The sequence below is a fragment of the Pedobacter terrae genome, from assembly GCF_036946585.1.
Classification (GTDB): domain Bacteria; phylum Bacteroidota; class Bacteroidia; order Sphingobacteriales; family Sphingobacteriaceae; genus Pedobacter; species Pedobacter terrae_C.
The window spans coordinates 138,435-161,064 of the sequence record NZ_JAQIIV010000008.1 but is presented as its reverse complement, the minus strand read 5'-3'; the positions used below and the strand labels follow the sequence as shown (position 1 = coordinate 161,064).

19 protein-coding genes and 1 pseudogene are annotated in these 22,630 nt (G+C 38.3%); 8 read left to right on the top strand and 12 right to left on the bottom strand.

Annotated elements, in window-relative coordinates; translation table 11 throughout:
• The 5 genes and pseudogenes from PGN18_RS13310 to PGN18_RS13290 all read left to right on the top strand — a co-directional run.
• Positions 1–370 (top strand): annotated as a pseudogene (locus PGN18_RS13310) (hypothetical protein); the annotation flags it as partial.
• Positions 371–507: 137 nt separating this feature from the next.
• Positions 508–1,005, top strand: coding sequence for an oligopeptide:H+ symporter (locus PGN18_RS13305; protein WP_335319993.1), 498 nt, complete (start codon positions 508–510; stop codon positions 1,003–1,005).
• Positions 941–2,104, top strand: coding sequence for a peptide MFS transporter (locus tag PGN18_RS13300; protein WP_335319992.1), 1,164 nt, complete (start codon positions 941–943; stop codon positions 2,102–2,104). Before PGN18_RS13305 ends, PGN18_RS13300 begins: the two co-directional genes overlap by 65 nt.
• Positions 2,105–2,167: 63 nt before the next feature.
• The gene (locus PGN18_RS13295; RefSeq protein ID WP_335319991.1) at positions 2,168–3,649 is read left to right on the top strand and encodes a peptide MFS transporter; all 1,482 of its coding nucleotides are present in this window, start codon (positions 2,168–2,170) and stop codon (positions 3,647–3,649) included.
• Between the two features lie 720 nt (positions 3,650–4,369).
• Positions 4,370–5,146, top strand: coding sequence for a polyprenol monophosphomannose synthase (locus PGN18_RS13290; protein WP_335319990.1), 777 nt, complete (start codon positions 4,370–4,372; stop codon positions 5,144–5,146).
• A gap of 44 nt (positions 5,147–5,190) precedes the next feature.
• Here PGN18_RS13290 and PGN18_RS13285 read toward each other — a convergent pair whose 3' ends face one another.
• From PGN18_RS13285 to dinB, 6 genes are all read right to left on the bottom strand, one after another.
• Positions 5,191–5,406 carry a YdeI/OmpD-associated family protein gene (locus PGN18_RS13285; protein ID WP_335319989.1) on the bottom strand — a complete coding sequence of 72 codons (216 nt, stop codon included), beginning with the start codon at positions 5,404–5,406 and terminating at the stop codon, positions 5,191–5,193.
• 7 nt (positions 5,407–5,413) lie between these two features.
• Positions 5,414–5,701 (bottom strand): DUF1905 domain-containing protein, encoded by a 288-nt coding sequence (locus tag PGN18_RS13280; RefSeq protein ID WP_335319987.1) that lies wholly within the window; start codon positions 5,699–5,701, stop codon positions 5,414–5,416.
• Positions 5,702–5,939: 238 nt separating this feature from the next.
• On the bottom strand, positions 5,940–6,518 hold the full coding sequence (locus PGN18_RS13275; RefSeq protein ID WP_335319986.1) for a 2'-5' RNA ligase family protein: 579 nt from the start codon (positions 6,516–6,518) through the stop codon (positions 5,940–5,942).
• A 5-nt stretch (positions 6,519–6,523) separates the two neighbouring features.
• The gene (locus PGN18_RS13270; protein ID WP_335319996.1) at positions 6,524–8,389 is read right to left on the bottom strand and encodes a helix-hairpin-helix domain-containing protein; all 1,866 of its coding nucleotides are present in this window, start codon (positions 8,387–8,389) and stop codon (positions 6,524–6,526) included.
• Positions 8,328–9,539, bottom strand: a complete 1,212-nt coding sequence (locus tag PGN18_RS13265) for a PHP domain-containing protein (protein WP_335319985.1) — start codon at positions 9,537–9,539, stop codon at positions 8,328–8,330. The genes PGN18_RS13270 and PGN18_RS13265 overlap by 62 nt, the downstream gene beginning before the upstream one ends.
• 2 nt (positions 9,540–9,541) lie before the next feature.
• Positions 9,542–10,858, bottom strand: coding sequence for a DNA polymerase IV (dinB, locus tag PGN18_RS13260; RefSeq protein WP_335319984.1), 1,317 nt, complete (start codon positions 10,856–10,858; stop codon positions 9,542–9,544).
• Positions 10,859–11,380: 522 nt separating this feature from the next.
• On the opposite strand from dinB, the gene PGN18_RS13255 reads away from it, so the two are divergent.
• Positions 11,381–11,566, top strand: coding sequence for a hypothetical protein (locus PGN18_RS13255; RefSeq protein ID WP_335319983.1), 186 nt, complete (start codon positions 11,381–11,383; stop codon positions 11,564–11,566).
• A 27-nt stretch (positions 11,567–11,593) separates the two neighbouring features.
• On the opposite strand, the gene PGN18_RS13250 is transcribed toward PGN18_RS13255, so the two are convergent.
• The 5 genes from PGN18_RS13250 to proS all read right to left on the bottom strand — a co-directional run bounded on the left by PGN18_RS13250 (position 11,594) and on the right by proS (position 17,334).
• Positions 11,594–12,241 (bottom strand): response regulator transcription factor, encoded by a 648-nt coding sequence (locus PGN18_RS13250; RefSeq protein WP_335319982.1) that lies wholly within the window; start codon positions 12,239–12,241, stop codon positions 11,594–11,596.
• A gap of 615 nt (positions 12,242–12,856) precedes the next feature.
• On the bottom strand, positions 12,857–13,471 hold the full coding sequence (locus PGN18_RS13245) for a Crp/Fnr family transcriptional regulator (RefSeq protein ID WP_335319981.1): 615 nt from the start codon (positions 13,469–13,471) through the stop codon (positions 12,857–12,859).
• 112 nt (positions 13,472–13,583) lie between these two features.
• A complete protein-coding gene (locus tag PGN18_RS13240) occupies positions 13,584–14,429 on the bottom strand; it encodes a TIGR02757 family protein (RefSeq protein WP_335319980.1) in 846 nt (281 codons plus the stop codon).
• Between the two features lie 212 nt (positions 14,430–14,641).
• The gene (locus PGN18_RS13235) at positions 14,642–15,781 is read right to left on the bottom strand and encodes a cystathionine gamma-synthase (protein WP_335319979.1); all 1,140 of its coding nucleotides are present in this window, start codon (positions 15,779–15,781) and stop codon (positions 14,642–14,644) included.
• Positions 15,782–15,861: 80 nt separating this feature from the next.
• On the bottom strand, positions 15,862–17,334 hold the full coding sequence (proS, locus tag PGN18_RS13230; protein ID WP_335319978.1) for a proline--tRNA ligase: 1,473 nt from the start codon (positions 17,332–17,334) through the stop codon (positions 15,862–15,864).
• A 194-nt stretch (positions 17,335–17,528) separates the two neighbouring features.
• On the opposite strand from proS, the gene PGN18_RS13225 reads away from it, so the two are divergent.
• A complete protein-coding gene (locus PGN18_RS13225; RefSeq protein ID WP_335319977.1) occupies positions 17,529–18,530 on the top strand; it encodes a hypothetical protein in 1,002 nt (333 codons plus the stop codon).
• Positions 18,531–18,551: 21 nt separating this feature from the next.
• Positions 18,552–20,081, top strand: a complete 1,530-nt coding sequence (locus tag PGN18_RS13220; protein ID WP_335319976.1) for an OmpP1/FadL family transporter — start codon at positions 18,552–18,554, stop codon at positions 20,079–20,081.
• 51 nt (positions 20,082–20,132) lie between these two features.
• Here the strand turns inward: PGN18_RS13220 and PGN18_RS13215 are convergent, their stop codons facing one another.
• Positions 20,133–22,547: a hypothetical protein gene (locus PGN18_RS13215; RefSeq protein ID WP_335319975.1), complete on the bottom strand. Its 2,415-nt coding sequence runs from the start codon at positions 22,545–22,547 to the stop codon at positions 20,133–20,135.
• Positions 22,548–22,630 lie beyond the last annotated feature (83 nt).

The window sequence follows — 22,630 nt, the reverse complement described above, 5'->3', positions numbered from 1 at the left end:
CACCACAAAAAAGGTAATCGAAATTCTTGCTTTTGACAAAGACAAACTAACCTTTGGGTCTCCTGTTTTTGATGGCAAAGAATTAAAAGGAAAAAACAGGGTAATATTTGAGTATGCCAAATCGAACGCCATGACTTTAAAAACGGATATGAAAGCTGGGATGATCGTATTTGACCATTTGGCTTCATTTGATCCGGAAATTAAAGGAAAATTTGAATATTATGGATCGGACGGTACAGTTGATGGCTTCAAAATTATCGGTGGGCGATTAAAATTGCAAGAAGATATCACGCTTAACAATGATCCAAATGATAATGATGCACTTTATGCAGACCCAAAGAAAAATGTTAAACCCATCAGAAAGTTTTGACTTTTAACAAATCATTTACCGTACTCCTCACTTAAAAATTTGTGAGTTTGCCAATCGCTCACTATATTGCGCCCTGCTAAACTAGCTTAAACAACACACAAATTCTGAATTCATAAACCAAAACCAACAAATGTTTTATGCAAACATCTAATGAAACCATTAGTATAGACCATGATAAGGAACTTGACCTCCATTTAGAAAGTCAAGGCGTATCCAAAGAAAAATTATTTAGCCACCCCGTTGGCCTCTTTGTGCTCTTTTTTACTGAAATGTGGGAAAGATTTAGCTATTATGGCATGCGGGCCATCTTGGTTCTTTTCCTGATTAGTGATCTAAGTAAAAACGGCTGGGGCTGGCCACGGCCAGAAGCCTTACAGCTTTATGCTATTTATACAGGTTTAGTGTATTTTACACCAATATTGGGAGGTTTAATTGCCGATAGATTTACAGGTTACAGAAAAGCTGTTATTATCGGCGCTTTTGTGATGACCCTCGGCCATGCAGCCATGGCACTTGAAGGTTTTAGCAACAACTTTTTCTATGCCGGTTTGCTTTTACTGATTATTGGTAATGGATTTTTTAAACCTAATATTTCTTCAATTGTTGGTAAGCTTTACCCCTCCCATAAGCGATAAAAAAGACAGTGCCTATGCCATTTTCTACATGGGCATTAATTCTGGTGCCTTCATTGGGATGTTGATGTGTGGTTACATCGGTGAAAAAGTAGGTTGGCACTACGGTTTCGGTCTAGCGGGTGTTTTTATGCTCTTCGGTATGTTGCAATTCTATTTCGGTCAGAAAATTTTTGGAGTAATAGGCGCCTCTGTAGATAAAACCAAAGCAGTTGAAAAAGCAGATCCAACAGTAGAAGAAATTCCAAGAAAAGTAAGAACCCAGCGTTTATGGGTAATTGCCATCTTATCTATTTTCACCATTTTCTTCTGGATGGTATTTGAACAGGCAGGTGGTTCTATGACTATTTTTGCCAAAGATTATACGCTAAGAAATTTAACTGGCAGTGCGGCAACTACTTTTAAATGGGTAGATAGCGTGCTTACGATATTTCCGCTGGTTGCCGTAACTTTTGTATTGTTCTCATTAGCCAAAAAAATATTTAAAAAATATCCTGCTACCATTTTATTTACCTTGTTAAGTTTTGCGATTATCTGGGTACTAGCCATCTGGAAAGTAAGCCGCGAACTTGGCTCAGTAAGTACAGAGGTGCCTGCATCATGGTTTAGCGTACTTAACTCATTCTTCATCGTTTCTTTAGCGCCAATTGTTTCAAAAATCTGGGAAACTAAATTTAACCCAAGCGGTCCGGTAAAATTTGGTTTTGGCCTTATATTCGTAGGTATCGGTTTCGCAGGACTGGCTTATGGGGGCTCTGCTATTCCACAGGGAGCTACATCGGCACAAGTAAGTCTGTTCTGGCTTGTATTTGCTTATTTCTTTCATACTGTAGGTGAGCTTTGCATATCTCCGGTTGGTTTATCTTACGTAAGTAAACTCGCACCTGCCAATTTGGTAGGCTTGATGTTTGGTGTATTTTTCACCTGTACCGCTATTGGTAATTACCTTGCTGGTGCCACCGGATCGCTGATCGATAAAATCAGCTCGGCTTATTCTATTTCAACATTCTTTTTAATTTTTACGATCATCCCGATTGTAGCAGGCTTTATTATGTTTGCACTAAGTCCATTATTGCGAAAATGGATGCATGGTGTTCATTAATAAAAAAATACTTGTACTCAAAAGCCCGATGTTTTTCGGGCTTTTCATTTTTAAACCAATTTAATGGAAAAAACAGTTTCAATAGAAGAAATTCAAAATTTTGAAGGTAAATACCCTAAACAACTCTGGCACTTATCATTGGTAGAAATGTGGGAGCGTTTCTGCTTTTACGGAATGCGGGGTGTATTGGCCTTCTTTATGGTAGAGCAACTGGGTTTAAGCGACCAAAAATCGAACCTGCAGTATGGCGCTATACAGGCTTTTGTTTATGCGTTTACCTTTATTGGTGGCATTTTTGCCGATAAGATTTTAGGTTTCAGAAAATCATTATTTTGGGGCGGAACTTTAATGATTATCGGGAACCTGATCCTGGCTTTCTCACCACATGATCTGTTTTATGTAGGCATTACCTTATCCATCATCGGGACTGGTTTCTTCAAACCCAATGTTTCATCAATGGTAGGCGAATTATACCACGAGACAGACAATCGCAGAGATGCAGGCTACGGACTTTTTTATGCAGGTATTAATGTAGGTGGCTTACTGGGCGGTGCAATGTGTATCTACCTTGGCAAATATTACAATTGGCATTTATGCTTCTTATCTGCCGCATTTGTGATGATGTTCGGTTTAGGTACATTCATTTTTACAAAAAAATACCTTGGGCCAATAGGCAATTCTCCATTACTGCACCTTAAAAAATCAAAACAGCAACTGTATGAAATAGCCGTTTATGTAGGTTCGATATTGTGTATTCCATTGATTTACATTATGGTGAAAAATACCGACTTTACTGATTATTTTATGTACACGATCGGCATTATTGCTATGATTTATTTCTTATTTGAAACGTTTAAAATAAAAGATAAAAAAGCCCGGTACAAATTATTGGCCGCTTTTGTTTTTATCTTCTGCTACTTTATTTTTATGGCCATATCCGAGCAGAGCGGCGGTTCTCTTTCATTATTTGCAAAAGATAACCTAGACCATAAAATCCTGTTTTTCAACATTGATCCAAACGTGGTGAACAATAGTGTTAATTCCTTTTTTGTGATCGTTTTCAGTCCGATTGTAGGCATTTTATGGCTTGGCTTATATAAGCGCAAAATTGAACCCAATACCGTAGTGAAATTTGGATTAGGCTTCCTCTTATTGGCTTTAAGTTTTTACGTGTTTTACGCCACCAGATTCTTTGCCAATGCTCAGGGAATTAGCTCCTTAAATGTCTTTACCTTAGCTTATTTATTGCTAACGTTAGGTGAACTTTGTTTGGGTCCGATAGGGATGTCGATTATTACCAAACTATCACCAAAGAAAATGTTCGGCATGATGATGGGTCTTTGGTTTTTATCAAGCGCTTTCGGACAATTGGCGGCTGGTAAACTTGGTGCAGAAATGTCTAGTATTGATAATGCTTCGCTAACAACCAAACTGATGGCCTATACCGAAGGTTATAAAGCATTGGCGTTATATTCGCTCATTGCGGGTTTGGCATTGATTATTTTTTCGCAGCTGGTTAAAAAGTTGATGCAGGAGGTGAGATAAAGTCTTCGAGTACGCTTAGATTGACATTGTTTTAAGAAAGTATATTAATAAGATTTGGAAATGAACGGACATCCGTTCCTGGCGGACTGTGTTCCCGCTCTTTGTTTCAAGTCCTTGCGCTCATTCTTCGGGCTCCGGGCTTTACACATCGATCGGGTTTAAAAACAAGGGTTTGTGCCGCAAATGCAAGAAGTAAATGCAAAAGCTAAATAGGATTATGTAACCCTAAAGCTAGTCTGGATTTGCAATCCCGTCTTTAGAACTTAGGATTTGTAATTCTTATAAACTGCTAAAATATAGCGATCCGGATTGCAAATCCGGACCAACGAAAATTTAAGAAGAAATGCGAATAAGCTTAACGATTTGAAAATGAAAGGACTGTAGTTCTTAATATCTTCAGTTCCGCCATTCGCTATAGTTGCTCATTTCAATCGGGCGCTGCCGCTACTATGGGGTTTAAGAACAACGTTCTATTTCTTGAAAAGCAAAAATTAAATATTAAAACTAGCCAGCAACGGTCCGGATTGCAAACCCGAAACAACATTTAGTATTGTTTCTAAAAAGATCCTGAAACAAGTTCAGGATGACGAATCATCCTGAATTAATGAAAATTCATAAAGGTTTCATATTAAATATTTACTTTCGCACATTAAAATCTAATACACCGTAAACCAAACAAAGGCGAAAAGCTTTAATTTTATTTAAATAACCACAACACCCGTGTCAGATAGTTTAGTCATCATTCCCACCTATAACGAGAAGGAAAACATTGAAAAAATCATTAGGAAGGTTTTTTCTTTAACGCAGCCTTTTCATGTTTTGATTATTGATGATGGTTCTCCTGACGGAACTGCTGAAATTGTAAAATCACTACAAAAAGAATACGAGGGACATTTATTTATTGAAGAGCGCGCAGGCAAACAGGGTTTGGGTACAGCCTACATTTATGGTTTCAATTGGGCATTACAGCACAATTATCCGTATATTTTTGAAATGGATGCCGACTTCTCTCATAACCCGGAAGATTTGCCACGTTTACGCGAAGCCTGTGTAAATGGTGCCGATGTAGCCATTGGCTCCAGGTATGTTAAAGGGGTAAATGTTGTAAACTGGCCCATGGGCAGGGTTTTAATGTCGTATTTTGCCTCTATGTATGTACGGATCATTACCCGGATCAATATTCAGGATGCTACTGCAGGTTTTAAATGTTACCGCCGAATTGTGCTGGAGACCATTCCACTAAATAAAATTAAATTTGTTGGTTATGCGTTTCAGATCGAAATGAAGTTTACTGCGATTAAATTTGGCTTTAAGGTGGTTGAAGTTCCCATTATTTTTACCGATCGAACCGAAGGTACATCAAAAATGAGTACCCGTATCTTCAGGGAAGCTTTTTTAGGTGTAATCCAGATGAAAGTTTCCAGTTGGTTTAGGGATTATAAAAGGGAGTCCGAAGTCCGCAGTCCGAAGTCGGAAATCCGAAGTTCAGAGTCTTAATTCAGATTGCCTGGTTCTATTCACTATAGACTTAGGACTTTAAATCAAGACTTTCCCTGCGATTCCCGTATCATCGCTCCAAAATCCTGTCCTTTATCCATTGCACTAACAGTCATTGTGATTCTTTTGGTACGCGTGGGTTCTGTTTTAGCCTGGTTAATCCAATTGATATAGTAGTTTTGGTGAGATTTAGGTTGTTTTAAAAAATTTTGGATTAAATGCACCTCTTCAGACAGGCAGATTTCAAGATCTTCAGGCATTTCGATTTTAAAATCCTGATCTTCCTCTAAATAAAATTCGACCCCCTGCTCCAGCTTCTTTTTTTAGTTTTTTCCTTACCTCACCTTTTAAAGCGATTATAAAATCCCCCTCTCCCATTGGGATAACTGCCATGCCGTTAACCTCCAACTCATCTATTTTTCCTTTTACCCTGAAACTCTTTTTGCAAGCGGGTTTAATTTCATTGGCTAAGGCAGCTGGAATAAACACATAACTCCAGCCGGTTTTTTCGCCCATGGAACCAAAACGTTCTATTTCTGCTTTGAAGTGGATCATGAGTTTAAATATAGAAATTATGTATAAGAATACTATTAAAGAATATAATCGTTAAGTTATTTACGCACGCGTTAGAAACGCGCGCAAGCGGAAATACAGGAGCGCTAAAAATACTATTTCTACTTCCAAACTTGGGTAGAAAGCATCATATTACCAATTAAAAAATATTATTCGGCTCATAAAAAAGCCAATTCATGAGCCGATTAGTAAAATTATTCGGCTCATGATTTGAAAAATGCTAACTAAACAATGAGCATTGACTGTTAACTAACGGATTTTGTAAAAATTTAAATTTATTAATAACCTCAAATTGTCCTCTATTCTTATTGAACTTCCTTATCGCGATGGTGTCGCAATTAAACCGAAGATTAACATAATCATATAAACTTTCTGCCCGATCTATTTGATCCGGACTCAGCTTTCGCCCTATTGAAATGTGTGCACCAGAACCATTTATTGTGTCACTTGTTTTCAGTCGCTTCCTCAGCCTCACCAGCAAATCGTTTAAATAGGGCTTGGAAGAATTATTTGGGAGCAAAACAATTGCATTGCTAAATTTCGATAAACTTAGCTGATCGAAAATCACTTCCTGCTGTTTTTGAGAGTAACAAAATTTCTCGAGTTGTCTGATATAAAAATCAAGCTCGTATTGATCAGCTGAAAACTCAATAACCGTAATATGCGCCTCTGAATTACGGCTTGCATACCAACCAATTTTAGACCATAGTGTATCTTTCAAAGCTTTAACATCATTAATCGCTTCGCTGTGAGGGTAAACAACTATTGAATACCAATCTCTATATAATTGTCGTTTCATTATAATTAATTAATCGCTACCGGATTCATCTGAATATCTAATTTGGCAAACTTTAAAACCTCAATACTCTGGAAACCGAAATCTTCTACCACTTTACCTAAAATAAGGTAACAGCCTTTTCCTTTAAAAGGATACATGGGGGTAGTATTTGGGAAATGGGTAGTATCAAAAAAATCGCCCTTGGCATCTAAAAAAGTACCGAACCACATTTTGGTGTGCTTAATGGTATGTACGGTTTTTTCGCAAACATAATTACCTACCATTCTTACCGTTTTACCGAGATATCCGTGCATTTCAGCCGCCATGATTTCACCACGATAAGGGGTTTTTAGAAAATCGAACATTTTATAGTTGAGCGGATACCCCAAAAGCTCCAGCTCCGTATAAGCATTTTCCAGTCCAGAGTCTTCCAGTACCGGAAGCTGATAGGTTTTATAACTTAAGTTAAAAAGTTCGGCATGGTTTACTTTTTTCTGTTTAAAACCCAGGTAATTGTGCACATCCCAAAGCAAGGTTTTACGATCTTTACCGGTAAAGCGCAATGCACCAAGCCTGATTAATATAATAGCCTGTTCTAATGATATGCAGGTTCTTTTTACAAAATCTTCGAGATGGAGATATAAACCATTTGCCGCACGTTCCTGCGGGATCCTTCTAATGACTTTTTCTTCTAAACCCTGAATGCCAATAAAACCTAGATAAACATCTTCTGCCTTTATATTTACCACTTCATCGCTATGGTTTACACAGGGCAAATGCACCTGGGCACCTGTTTTTTGCAGTTCATACACGTAAACCCAGCGGCTGTAAAAACCGCCATAGTTATTCAATACGGCTACCATAAACTCCATTGGGTAATAGGTTTTAAGGTAAAGGCTCTGGTAGCTTTCAACAGCAAATGAAGCTGAATGCGCTTTCGAAAAACTGTAACCGGCAAAAGATGAAATTTGTCGCCACACTTCGGTAATAAGCATTTCCGAATGCCCTTGTTTTCTGGCGGAAGCAAAAAATTTATTTACCAGTTCATCAAAAGCCAGTTTTGAACGGTACTTTCCACTCATGGCTTTGCGGAGAACATCAGCATCGGCAAGGTCCAAACCTGCAAAATAATGGCATACCTTAATCACATCTTCCTGATAAACCATGACCCCGTAGGTTTCGCTAAGCCGCTCTTTCATCACCTCGCACAGGTAAACCACTTTTTCAGGGGCGTGATAACGCTCGATATAGGACTTCATCATACCTGAGCTGGCTACCCCTGGCCGGATAATAGAGCTGGCGGCTACCAGGGTAAGATAGTTGTCACACTTGAGTTTTTTGAGCAACTGCCTCATGGCCGGCGATTCGATGTAAAAACAACCGATCGGCTGCCCTTCTTTCAAAATACTATTTAATTTTCGATCTTCTTTAAAGGTCTTAAAGTCGTGGATATCAATATCTGTACCCTTATTTTTTTTTATGAGCTGTACGGCCTCGCGGATATGCCCAATACCCCGCTGACTTAAAACATCGAATTTTTCGTAACCTATGGCTTCCGCTTCGTACATATCCCACTGCACTGTAGGAAAACCTTTTGGCGGCATATCCAATGCGGTGTAATAAGTAATAGGTTCTTCTGATATCAAAATCCCTCCGGCATGGATAGAACGCTGATTGGGCATATTTTTCATGTAAGCATGCACAGCCAATAATTTTTGATAAGTCGCATTCAATAAATTTTCACGTTCTTTGGTAGGGTCAGTAAAACTATCAATCTCGCCCTTGGGCAAACCCAAAACCTTACCAATCTCCCTGATAACTGCCCGGTCTTTAAAAGTGCTGATGGTGCCTAAAAAAGCAACGTGCCATTTGGGGGTAGCGGCTAAAAACATATTTTTGTATGATTTCTCTTTCGTCCCACGAAAAATCGATATCAAAATCTGGCGGACTCGTTCTTTTTTCATGCAGGAACCGTTCAAAATACAGATCGAGATCAATCGGATCTACATCGGTAATCCGCAAACAGTACGCTACAATGCTATTGGCTCCCGAACCGCGCCCCACATGATAAAAGCCACAGGTATTCATGGCATAATCTACAATGTCGTAAGTAATGAGAAAATAGGCACAAAAATTTTTGAGTTCGATAATTCTTAGTTCTTTTTCCAAACGTGCAAGGGCCTCGGGATTATCTTCGCCGTAGCGGTACTTCAGGCCACTTTTGGCCAATTGACAAAGCATTTGCTTATCACCTTCTAATGTACCGGTATAATAAAACTTATTTTTAGATGAAGGCACAGGAGTATTTTCGAAATATATGCTCAAATCACAGCTATCCAATAATTGCTGCGTATTTTGAACAATGAATGGATACTGCTCAAACTGCTGTGTCAGCTCTTCCTCCGGGATCAGGCATTCATCCGGATCGCATTTGTCCTTACCGGGTACCTTGCTTAAAAGGGTATTCAGTTCGATAGCCCTTAAATATTCGTGCAGGCGATAAGTAATTTTATTGCCTACCGTAACGGGGTGCCACACCAGCAGCTTTTCCCTTTGTTTTAAAAGCGGATGTTTATACAAGAGGTTTAGCTGTTTTCCACGGATGCCTACGTATTCGTTTGCTTTCAACACCTGATCGAAAGTTTTATGAAAGGGATAAATGATATATGCATTCTCCATTTCGGGAGGAATTTCCGGTAATGGAATGCTATAAATATTGTGATGGCTCAAAAACTCATTCAGCTCGCGCATACCTTCTTTATTGCGGGCAATGCCTACGTACAATAATTGATTATCTTTTCTGAACTCAATGCCAGCTACAGGCTTGATCTGGTAGGGAATATTGCCCTTATGTATTTCGTCAGCTTCTTTGGCAACGCCTTGTTTGTAACATTCACGGATAAACTCTACTGCCCCGCTTGAGTTATTGATATCGGTAAGTACCATTTGGTGAATACCCAGGCGCCGCGCATGAACAATTAGTTGTTCAATACTAAGGGTACCATATTTGAGGCTATAAGCAGAATGGACATTCAAAAACATAATTACTCGTACGATTTACTACCGGTTATTCCTTTTTCGCTCATAAAACTTCTGATTTTTGAACGTTTCCTTACTTCAGGATCTTTTTCTGCTTCTTGGTCATTTTCGATCAATATTTTCTTTTTACGTGGATTATATTTAATCACCCTTCCTTTTTCATCGCGTGGTGGCTGGGTAACAATACAGGCTTTTACCACCGCTTCGGCCCCATAACTATTCCGTACCTTATCCATGGCCTGGCAAAGGCTATATTCTTCTTCAGCAATATTATAAAGACCAATCTGTTCATAGCCACTTACCAAATGCGAAAGTTTTACACCTACCAGGCGCAATAGCATCCGTTTCGAATATACTTTTTCGAACAGGCCATGTGCTTTGCTGATCAGAAATGAATCGAGAGCGGTATAGGGAATCCGCTCTTGTTGGGTAACCGTTTCGAAATTGGTATAACGCACGGTTATGGTAATACAGGCAGTAAGTTTTTTCTGATTACGCAACTGAAAAGTTAACCCGGTAATCATCCCGGTTAAAATGGCTTTCAATTTTGCCATATCCATGGTATCGTTTTCGAAGGTAGCCTGTGTACCGATTGATTTTCTTTCGCGGTAAGGCACCACGGGCGAAAGATCGATCCCATTTGCTTTTTGCCATAAGCTTAAGCCATGCTGCCCCAAAATTTTAAACATCAGCTGTTGCGGGATCTGCGTGAGTGTAAGGATATTGCGAACCCCCATTTCACTTAACTTTTTATAGGTAGCATGACCAATGCCCGGAATTTTATGGATGGCCAGAGGATCGAGAAAAGGACGCAATTCGGGAAGGGTAACCTGCCGTTCGCCATCAGGTTTAGATTCGTTGGTGGCTATTTTAGCCACGGTTTTATTGATCGACAAGCCAAAGGAAATGGGTAGTTTCATTTCTCTAATTATGGTTTGCCGGAGTTCGGATGCAAATTTCATGCAGCCAAAAAATCGATCCATCCCAGTCATATCGATATAATGCTCATCGATACTGGCTTTTTCGAAAAGTGGAACTTTATCGGCAATAATCTCGGTAATCTCATGCGATGCCTTGGAATACTCTTCCATATCGCCCTTTAAAAATATAGCCTGTGGGCATAGTAATTTTGCTGTCCTGCCTGGCATTGCAGAATGTATACCGTATTGGCGTGCTTCGTAACTACAAGAAGCTACTACACCCCTATCGCTTCCACCGCCAATAATTACCGGCTTACCCAATAACTTAGGATTTTTTCTAATTTCTACAGATACAAAAAATGCATCCTGATCCATATGAATAATCTGCCTGTCTCTATCCATTTCTTTCTAATAAAGATGATCGAAACCAAAAATACTAATATTTTTAGCTAAAAAGAACAATTAGAGATATTGGCTGTAATTAATTGCTAACTATATTAGCTTTTAGAATCGAAATTTGTCAATTATGATGCAGATTACGCATCCTACTTATAGGGCTTACCTTAACTAACTGAATGGATTGGGTATAGTGTAGGAACATGGATTACCGAAAATTCCGTTTGGACTAACATGCTGATCGAGCCAGGTTTTCTCTGCGATCTATTTTTGCCTCCTAATAGTTTAATACTTTACATGTAAAATATAAATGCTTTAATTGCACGTAATCCGGTGATGCCCGAACAACCAACACGAATTCTGCCCATGCTAATAAATTATGTCATCAATTTATCATCGTGGCAGATTTGAAAGATACGCATAGCATAAATAGAAATAACTAGGCTCAATGTATCCACACGTTAAGCTCAAAAAATAAAAAACTTTGTCCTATTTTAAAATGTTAAGTTAATCAAAAGCTTGATTACTATGGAAACTAAAAACAATAAAAAAGAAGCTAAAAAAGAACAAAAAGGAAAGGGAAATTCAAAAGGAAAGGCTTCCTTTGATCAGAACGGGGAAGGTTCTTCAGATAAGTTTGGCCAGGCCGGTTCTGCTCCTAATGAATCAGGAGAAAATGGGCCTGGCACTATAGACAAAAACAAAAAGGCCTAATTAAGATAAAAAGAGTGTCTCACTCTTTTATCTTTCGTAGATACTCATTTTTTCAGCAAGTTCTATAATACTTTTTATTTTGAGCTTTTGAAAAAGTCGCAGTTTATACGTGCTCACTGTACCCATTTGAAGATTCAACTGATTTGAGATCTCCAATACACCAATGCCTTTTGTTAAGAGCTCTGCTACTTCAAGTTCTCTGCCCGAAAGTTTAGTGAATGGATTATCCGCATCATTACCCAATATGCTGTTGAACATATTTTCTTTCACATTTCTGCTTGAGTAGCGGCTACCGGCTAGAATTGTTGTGATTGCGGTTACAATTTCAGATTCTTCAGCATTTTTGGTCAAATAACCAGATGCGCCTGATTTCAAATAAGGTACAGCGTAAATGTTCTCATTTAACGAAGAAAATACGAGAATTTTCGCATTGGGCTGAACCAATTTAATCTGATCAATTACCTTAAGGTTATTACCCCCGGGCAAGTTTACATCAATAATTATTAGACTTGGTAATTTCTCCACCTCCACAAGCGCTTGCTCCAAGGTAGATGCGTGAATGATTTCTACACCAGGCCAAAAGTCTGATATTAAACCTTTTAAACCACGACGGATGATTTCGTGATCATCGGCGATGAGTACAGTAAACGTACTTACGGCATTTTTTGTTTTCATTATACTAAGGATATTATGCAAGTTAGCAAAAAGTTATTTTGTTAACACAATTGTAGTAAATTTTTCGTTAAAAATTGTAAATATTATTATACATAATTCAGCATTTTTGTCAAATACGTAAAGATACCGATCATATATTCAGGAAATAAACACCTACATTACTATAATCTTGTTCTGAAATACCAGCAGGTTTAAAGATATTTACAACACTATTACACCACTTTAACACTTTCATTGAACAGGAGCGTATAATGTAACTACCAGTTTAAATCAGCAAATACAAAATAAGATAAAGAACTGGTTATTAAACAAATATAATTTCTTGTATTAACCAACAAGGGATTTATACAGCGAAAATATACCTTTTTTTGACTGGTGAAAATACTAAAAAGCTCGTTTTAAAATGCAAAAATGAAGACCCTTTTTGGAATACAAATGACCAAAGATGTATTTCCAATACTACAGATCAAAGAATATTTACATTCTAACTTAAAGTTGTTTACCGTGAACTATCTTGTTGACAAAAATCAATAGGATATTTCAAAGTGTTATTAATACTAGATACTGATAAACCCTGTTATTGCAAATGCATGGCGAATGAAGTTCCCAAAGCAATTAGATCTTATTTCGGATACGGCTAAGTGTTTCCAATCTGATGGCCAGGAAGGAAGCGATATATTTAAGAGAAACACGGTTAATCAGATCGGGAAAAGAATCCAGGAACCGCCTATATCTTTTTTCCGCAGAAGAAATTCTGCAAATATAGGCACGCTCTTCCGCCGAGCGGTAATACAACTCCATCATCTTCCTTCCCACAATATTTGCTTCGGTGAAATTTTCAAATAGATAATTAGATAAAACATGAGGGATGGCAATCAAATCTACATCTTCCAATGCCTGTAGATACTCTTCCGAATCGCTTTCGACCCATAAATTGCGTATTGTCCCCACAACCTCATTCTCCTTCGAAATCCATGTGGTAATTTCGGTATCTCCATCTTTTACAGATCCCCTAACAATTCCTTTAATAATTAAAAACAGGAATTTATTTGGCTCACCCGGTGAAATCAAATATTTATTCTTTTTATAGCTAATCGGAAATGCATGCTGATTAAGGTGCCTTTCTATCTCTTCATTTAAAGGATTGAAATTTTTAAAAAAGGCAATTAATGGTGAAGAATTATTATATTTCTTCCACTTGTCCTCATCAGATAAATTAACTGCGATCATAGAATTACGGTTCGGATAGACAATTTTATCCTCTTAAAGAGATTTACCCGTAATAATAAGAACATTGATGTTAAAAAAGAACTTTTTTAATCGCTTATAATCGAAAATTACATTAAAACTTCTTTTCAACACCCAGACCGAACAATGCAAAGTCATATTTAACCGGGTCAATTGGATCAAATTCCTTTAACTGATTGGTTAACTCAACAGCCGTTAGCCAATCCGTTTGTTTTCTTTTGATGAGTCCCAGCAAACGTCCTACCCTGTCGACATGCACATCGCATGGGCAAATCAAATCTTTAGGCCTTAGCGTATCCCATATTCCAAAATCAACGCCTCTGGTATCAGCTCTCACCATCCACCTTAAAAACATATTTAAACGCTTGCAGGTTGACTTTTGCTGTGGTGAAGAAATGTGTTTTTTGGTACGATGCGGAAAGTCATCCAACGAAAAAAAATACTGCCTGAAATAATTGAGGCATTGTTCAATAGAAACCTGCATTTTTCCGGCTAAACAAACTTCCGAAGCGGTGTATGCCACTCCATCGGCGATTTCCTGATAGGCCTCAGAAAATATTTCCTGTTTAGGCAGAAAAGCCAGCTCCAAACTATCAAAATGGCTATAATGCATTTTGAAGAACGAAATAAAATAAAGCAGATCTGTATCGTTAAAGGTGCGGTGTTTGAAATTTAGTAAACGCTTTAAATCGTTATCATTATGATGAAGTACAAAATCGTACGGTGCATTATCCATCCGGTTAAGCAGCTCGCGACATTTACTGATAATCGTTTTCCGCTGCCCCCAAGCCAAAACCGCAGCAAAAAAACCAGAAATCTCGATATCCTGTTTTTTAACAAAAAAATGCGGAATACAAACCGGGTCATTTGTAATAAAGCTAGGTTGATTATACTGCTCAACTTTACTATCAAGAAAATTCTTCAGCTCCAGAAATTGCATACAAGTGTTATTTAAACAAAAATAGCAGCACAATAGCGGCCAACTAAACCGGATTGAAACGGTATCCTTTTTTGTTTTGGAATTTTAATGAAGCAAGCACTTCAACAAAAAAGATTTAGTGTAAAGCCGGACGAACATTACATTAGCGCAGTACCTGCTTTAAAAAAAATAAAAAACCGGGCAAATGTTAACCATAATGCCCGATCAAAATTTTAAGCCAATGCACTTTCCAGATCTTCCAAAAGATCGTCGATATCTTCCACTCCAACGCTTAAACGAAGTAGGTTATCGGTTACTCCAACCTTCTCTCTTTCTTCTTTCGGAATAGAACCATGTGTCATGGTAGCCGGGTGATTAATTAATGATTCAACTCCACCCAAAGATTCAGCAAGAGTAAATACTTTAAACTTAGATGAAATTCTAAAGGTTTCTTCCAGATCAGCACCTTTCAACGTAATCGATATCATGCCCCCAAAGCCACGCATCTGTTTCCTGGCTATATCATGGTTTGGATGATCTTCAAAACCTGGCCAGTAGATTTTATCAACTTTTGGATGTGTTTTTAGATAATGTGCAATACGCTCCCCATTTTCACAATGAGCTTTCATCCGAAGATGGAGTGTTTTAATTCCCCTTAAAACCAAAAAAGCATCTTGCGGACCTGGTGTTGCACCACAGGCATTGTAAATAAACCAAAGATCTTTATACAATTGCTCATTATTGGTTACCAAGGCCCCCATTACCACATCAGAATGACCGCCAATATATTTGGTTACGGAATGCATGACAATATCAGCGCCCAAATCAATAGGATTCTGCAGGTATGGCGATGCAAAAGTATTATCTACAGTTAAGGTTAAATTTTTCTCTCTGGTGATTTTCGCCACCCCTTCAATATCAATAATTTGCATGGTTGGATTGGTTGGTGTTTCTATCCAAACCAATTTTGTCTTATCATTAATATACGGCAGCATGTTTTCTGGATTAGAAAGATCCAGAAAATGAAATTTGATTCCGTATTTGGTATAAATTTTAGTAAAAATGCGATATGAACCACCATAAAGATCATTTCCCGTAATTACCTCATCGCCCGGCTGCAATAGTTTTAATACAGCATCAGTAGCCCCCATCCCGCTGGAAAAGGCTAAGCCATATTTGGCATTTTCCAAAGCAGCTAAACAATCTTCCAGTGCTTTACGCGTTGGATTGGTACCTCTCGAATATTCATACCCTTTGTTATCTCCTGGAGATTTTTGCCAATAGGTAGAGGTTTGATATATTGGTGTCATTACCGCACCAGTGGTTGGATCAGGCTCCTGGCCTGCATGTATAGCTTTAGTCGCGAATTTCATTTTTTTTAAAATTTGAGATGTGAGACATGAGATATGAGATTTGTTTTCTCTCACATCTCAATCTCCTATCTAATATCTACCTAGTATGCTCTTGCAAACAATACTCTCTGGATAGATGGTTTTCCCGAATAAATACAAACACCATCTTCCAGTTTATTATCTAAAGGTATACAACGGATGGTTGCTTTTGTTTCCTCTTTAATTTTTTGCTCCGTTTCTGGTGTCCCATCCCAATGGGCTGAAATAAAACCCGCCTTGTTATCTAACAATTCCTGAAACTCTTCATAGCTGTTCGCTTCGGTAATGTGCTCATCACGATAAGCCAAAGCTTTGTTGAACATACTTTGCTGAATATCTTCCAACAATTTGGCAACGTAAATATCCAGACCTTCCTGAGGTACCGTTTGTTTCAGCTTGGTATCTCTGCGCGCAATTTCTACTGTTTTATTTTCCAGGTCGCGGCCGCCAATCGCAATTCGCACAGGCACGCCTTTCATTTCATAATCTGCAAATTTGAAGCCTGGGCGTTGTGTGTCACGATCATCATATTTAACCGATATACCCATACCTTTTAAACGTAAACTTAGTTCGTTCACATATGCGGAGATTTTAGAAAGATCTTCATCACTTTTATAAATTGGAACAATAACCACCTGAATCGGTGCCAATTTTGGTGGAATAACCAAACCAGAATCATCACTGTGTGCCATAATCAATGCGCCCATTAAACGTGTAGAAACGCCCCATGAAGTAGCCCAAACATGATCCAATTTTCCATCCTTGCCAGTAAATTTAACATCAAAAGCTTTTGCAAAATTCTGACCTAAGAAGTGCGATGTTCCAGCCTGTAAAGCTTTTCCATCCTGCATTAAAGCTTCAATGCAATAGGTATCCAGAGCGCCGGCAAAACGCTCATTGGGCGATTTACGTCCTCTGACAACCGGAACGGCTAACCAGTTTTCTGCAAAATCGGCATAAATATGTAACATGCGTTCTGTTTCCTCAATCGCCTCTTCTGCGGTTGCGTGTGCAGTATGCCCCTCTTGCCACAAAAATTCTGCTGTACGTAGAAATAGCCGCGTACGCATTTCCCACCTTACTACATTTGCCCATTGGTTAATAAGTATAGGTAAATCACGGTACGATTGGATCCATCCCTTATAGGTATTCCAAATAATAGTTTCTGAGGTTGGACGAACAATTAATTCCTCTTCCAATTTGGCAGTTTCATCAACTACAATATTGCCATTCCCATCGTTTTTAAGTCGGTAATGTGTTACAACGGCACATTCTGTCGCAAAACCCTCAACGTGAGATGCTTCCTTAGAGAAAAATGACTTTGGGATGAATAATGGAAAATAAGCATTTTGATGTCCGGTATCCTTAAACATTTTATCGAGTATAGCCTGCATTTTTTCCCATATAGCATAACCATTTGGCTTTATAACCATGCAACCACGTACAGCTGAGTGCTCCGCTAAATCTGCCTTTAACACGATATCATTATACCACTGGGAATAATCTGCTTCCCTACTTGTAATTTCTTTGCTCATCTTTTGTATTTGGAACGTAATTTGTACGTTAAAAAGTGTAAAATTAGATGGCAAATTTATAAATTTATGCCTACAAACAATTAACAATAACCTCAATTATTTTACGCCTACTTTTCCACCAAAAAATAGGCAATAAATAGTTACTTTTGACTACTTATCAAACAAGTAAACGCACACAACTAAATATAAACACCATGAAACCAATTAAATTTTTACCCATTGTCATGATTGCCACCGCGGGGCTGGTGGCTTCATGCTCAACATCAAAATTGGCTCAAACCAAGCCGGTTGATGATGTGTATAATTCTGTAGCAAAAGCGAGAGAGGTGGAAGTTGTTCTTCCTTCTCAAAATCAACAAACGCAGAATCAAAACAACGGCCAGGAAGAATATGACGAATACTATGGAACAAGCAATCCATATTATGACATGGACTATGCTTCCAGAATCAACCGATTTCATAACGGCTACAGTTTTCAGGGCTATTATGATCCCTATTTCGATAATTATTACTATGGAAACAGTTTTGGTCCATCCAATTATTTAGGCTTTGGTTTAGGCTGGAATAATGGTTATGGTTTAGGCGGTTGGGGCTTTGGCGGTGGCTGGGGCTTTGGTAGCATTTGGAACAATCCATTTTATTATGGCAACTATGGCTTCGGCTGGAATAATCCTTGGGCTTGGAATGCCTGGGGGCCTTACTCTTACTACGATCGTTTTGGTTGGGGCGGCGGTTACTACGGCGGAGGCTGGGGTATCGGAGGAGGATACTATGGTGGCGGTGTATATACCAACAGCAATTTCAGACCAAGGCCAGGAAGTAATGACAGAGGGGTACCTAGATACGGTAATGGGAACGGCGGAAACGTTGGTAGGCCTAGCAGAAGTGGAATAGTTAATCAGAATGGCATATCCTATGCACCAAATAATAATGCGGGCAGACCGGTAAGAAGCCAGGGTGGTTATAGTCAAAATGATGGTATGCAAAGTGGCAGACCGACCAGAAACAATAATTACTCTCCTCAGCAAGGTTCGCAAAGTAACAGGCCTACCAGAAACGAGAATTATACTCCTCCTGCAAGAACCGAAAGCAGACCAAGTTACTCTCCTCCACCATCATCATATGGCGGCGGCGGTGGCGGCTCTACCGGTGGCGGCGGTGGTGGTTCGAGACCATCAAGAGCTGGAAGAGGTTAATTATTAAATTTAAACACACAAATGAAAAAAATAATCCTGGCTTCTCTAGTAGCTACAGTAGCTGCTATGGGAACAACATATGCCCAAAGTTATGCCCCTGATGCATTCCGTTTTTCCCAAACCAATTACGGCACCTCTGCCCGGTTTAAAGGAATGGGCGGTGCACAAATTGGAGTTGGTGGCGATATTGGCTCTATCAATGCAAATCCTGCTGGTTTAGGCCTATTCACCAAATCTGAATTTAGCATTACTCCAGAATTTAATTCAGTATCTAATAATAGTGCTTATTTGGGAAACAGTACGAAAACCAATAAAAGCCAGATTAATCTGAATAATATTGGAGCGGTGTTTTATAGCCCCGCAGCCAAAATGAAAGGATCTGACGTAGATAAAGGTTTAGTAAGTACAGTTTTTGGTTTAAGTTATACCCGTAATAATGACTTTTTGAATAACATTAGTTATAGTGGCTTGAATACCAATAGTTCCATCAGGGATTCTTATGTAGATCAAGCGAATAATTTTGGTGTATCAAACAGTATTGCAGGAGACGCCTATAACAGTTTCCTAATTAATAAAAATACACCAACTTACCCAAACCGGTTTTCTGCTGAACCTTATAATAATGCCAGTTTTCAACAGAACTGGGACGAATCTCGTTTGGGTTCCACCTCTGAATTTAATGTAGCTGGTGCGCTAAATTTTGGCAACAAAGTATATATTGGTGCTACCGCAAGTTTTGTTAATGTAAGATACATCAGCGACGCTGCTTTTACTGAATCTGGTATTGTTAACTCTTATAATGATGGCGATGCCGTACCTACCTACAACGGAAATGAAAATTATAGTCTCAATCACTTCCGTAATCAGGAAACCAAGGGTGGTGGATTCAATTTAAAGTTAGGTGCTATTTTCAGACCTGTTAGTGAGTTAAGGATTGGTCTAAATTTCCAGACTCCAACCTGGATGAATATTGAAGATAATACCAGCGAGACACTACAGGCTACCACCGCGGGGAATGCGAATACCGGACCGACCAAATCAAATAACCCAACCCAATATTATTCATTTACCTATAACTTACGCACACCACTTAAAGCTTCAGCAGGTATCAGTTACGTAATTGCAGGTACTGCACTAATATCAGCTGATGTGGATTATGTAGATTACGCCTCAATGCGTTTTTCTGATTCTAATGGATCTGACCGTACTACTATTAACGATAATAATGCGTTTATCAAATCATCTTATAAAGAAGCTATTAATTATAGAGTTGGCGCTGAAGTAAAAGTTAGTAATGAATTTAGTTTACGTGCAGGTTACGGTGTAAATGGAAACGGTGTTAAAGGTGGTGATAATAAGTTTTATCAAGGCCAATACTACACGGGTGGATTGGGTTACCGCATAGATAATTATTATTTCGATCTTGCATACCAGAACTACAAAACAAACTTCAACTCAAGCCCTTACTTGTTAGATGATTATAGTGAACCGGTTGCTGATGTTAAAAGCAATAGGAACAATGTATTCCTAACCTTTGGAGTAAGGTTCTAAGTTTAAAAGTATTTGTATATAAGCTCTTCAATTAACATTGAAGAGCTTTTTTTATGGGTTCACGACTGAAATGAGCATTTCATCATAAATAGGGCCATTATTCGTAACACCTTGAGCCACAATTTTAAATACACCGGTTAAATCTCCTGTAGTAAAGCACACAGATGTTTTGCCAGTATTGCTCAATGCTACTTGTTGGTCCCAATAAATAGTTGTTGCATTTATGGGTTCATCCATATTTGAGACATCGCGTTTATAAAACTTTTTTGGCATTTGAATACCCTTTATAATAGAAATATTGGCATCAATCTCCTTTAATTGGCAACCAAAATAAGTAACCTGATTACCATCCTGATCACGATATCGCTCGTTAGGTTTTGCAGGCCTGTTCCCCGATTCTCCGGCATGATTAACACAGTTTAAAACATTATACATACAGACATAGTCGCCACACCGGTTCACTCTGGGTTGATTAGAAAAAACCCCCGTGTTGAAATTGTCTTTTTCCTTTGCAATAATAACCTCTTTCAAATTTATTCCCGCAGATATTTTTACCGCTGCATCTTGTATCATTCCCGAAACAGGTTTGTCCGGATTTCCAAAAGCAGTCTGTTGCAACTGGCTTTTGATCTGCGCTAGTGGATCATCAATCTTTATCGAAAATATGGCGGGGTTTCGGGTGTTCATGCTTAGCCAAACATCACTTTTATCATCGACAATGAGATTTGAAAACGGGATGGTAAACTTTCCGCTGCTATCCGTACTAAAGGAATTGATGTTGGTTTTGGCAATTGTATGTAATTCCATCGGCGATTTAATCGCACTTTTCCCTTTTGACACCCAACCTTTAACTTCACTACTTGAAAAAACAATTGAGTCGTTGTTTGATGTCTGTTGCCATTGATAGCCACGCCATCCCTTTATTAAAAAAACCTTATTTAGATAGGCTTTATCTTTGATTTTTACAGAAGAAAAATCATAAGGCAATGTAACTAACTCTTTTTCCAGAAACACATAATCGACAATATTTTTATTATTTACGCTGGAAAAGCGATTGGATTGTGCACATGATATGGATACAAAGCCATTTATACTATCTAATCCTTTCCTATGATAGTCGAGCGTTAGTTTTACGCTATCTCTTTTTTTATAAAAATCCTTATCTGTTTTCAAATTTAGATTAACCAATTGATCATGATGCGCAAAAAAGAGACGCTCAGCCAAGGGCTTAAATTCGGCGTCTAAAATCGTAATTTTGTTTAAGCCAGGTTTCACAGAATCAAGATTAAATCGTAGTTTCTGACTAAGTCCACCGCCAAGCCCGAGCTCACTTTGCAGAGATATTTCATTACCGTTATGGATTACGGCGTAAATTTTGGTGTCGTGAGTTGCAAGTAAGCTTATTCTGAGATCATGGTCTACTACCGCATCAGCGGCTGTCATTACCAAACCTCTTTTAAGAATATCGGGAAGTTCATACTGATTTTGGCCATTTGAAGAAATCAATCTTAGGGCGTATTTATTTCCAACCCTTGGCAATATTTTAAATATACCCAATCCGGTTAAATCTGTAGAAAAGCTGTCAATGGCCAGGTTATTTTCGAATAAATAAGCCTTAAGCTGGACAGGAGAATTTTTTAAATCCCGAACTTCGAACCCTACCCTGCTAGGCAATCCGTTAACAAGATACCCGCCCTCAGGGTAAAAGTTAACCTTATAAATGCTAATTTCCGGAGAAGGTAAATCATATTTAATATGCCTTTTATCTTTATTTTTTTTGATAGCTACAGATAATATATTATTTGTGCTATCTATCTTTGCAGTTGGATAAGGAATAACTGCTTCCCCTATGTTATTGGTTTTTGTATGGCCATGTGATATCACTTTCGACTTTCCAAACGCGTAAGCAATATCTGCATTTTCAACAAAATGATGGTCACTGGTCAACACTTTAAGCAGTACACCTTCAGCAGATGCATGAATGCCCTTCTTTATTAAACTAAAATGCGGAACCATCGTATTTATTGTATTAGATATAATGGAGACAGGCTGTATAAACATAGCTTCAATCTTTCCATTAGCTTGAATATTTGTATTAACGACAAAGTGGTAGGCTCCGCTTAAAAGTGAATCAGGCAAATTAAAGTTCCCAAATGAAAATCCATCCTGTATCAGAAACCTTTCCTGTAATACAACAGTACTGTCTATGCTATTTACTAGAGAAATGTAAAGTGTATGATGATTATCGAGAGGTAGCACTGATTTTAACAAATAACCCGTAAACCAAACCTGTTCACTATTGGTATAAATGTTTTTATCAAAATGCACAAATAGGCTAGATCGGAGATTATTCGAACCATAACTATTCAGGTTTGTAGCTACACTATCGAGTTGATGATTTTGTGCCCTTGCTGACACACCAAACAACACTGATAAAAAAATAATTAGCCAAGGTTTTAAACGCATAATATTGGTATGCTTAAAAATCAGCTTTTTATTTTAATTATTCAAATAAATCCAAATCGGTAAACTTGATTGCTATTTTTGGT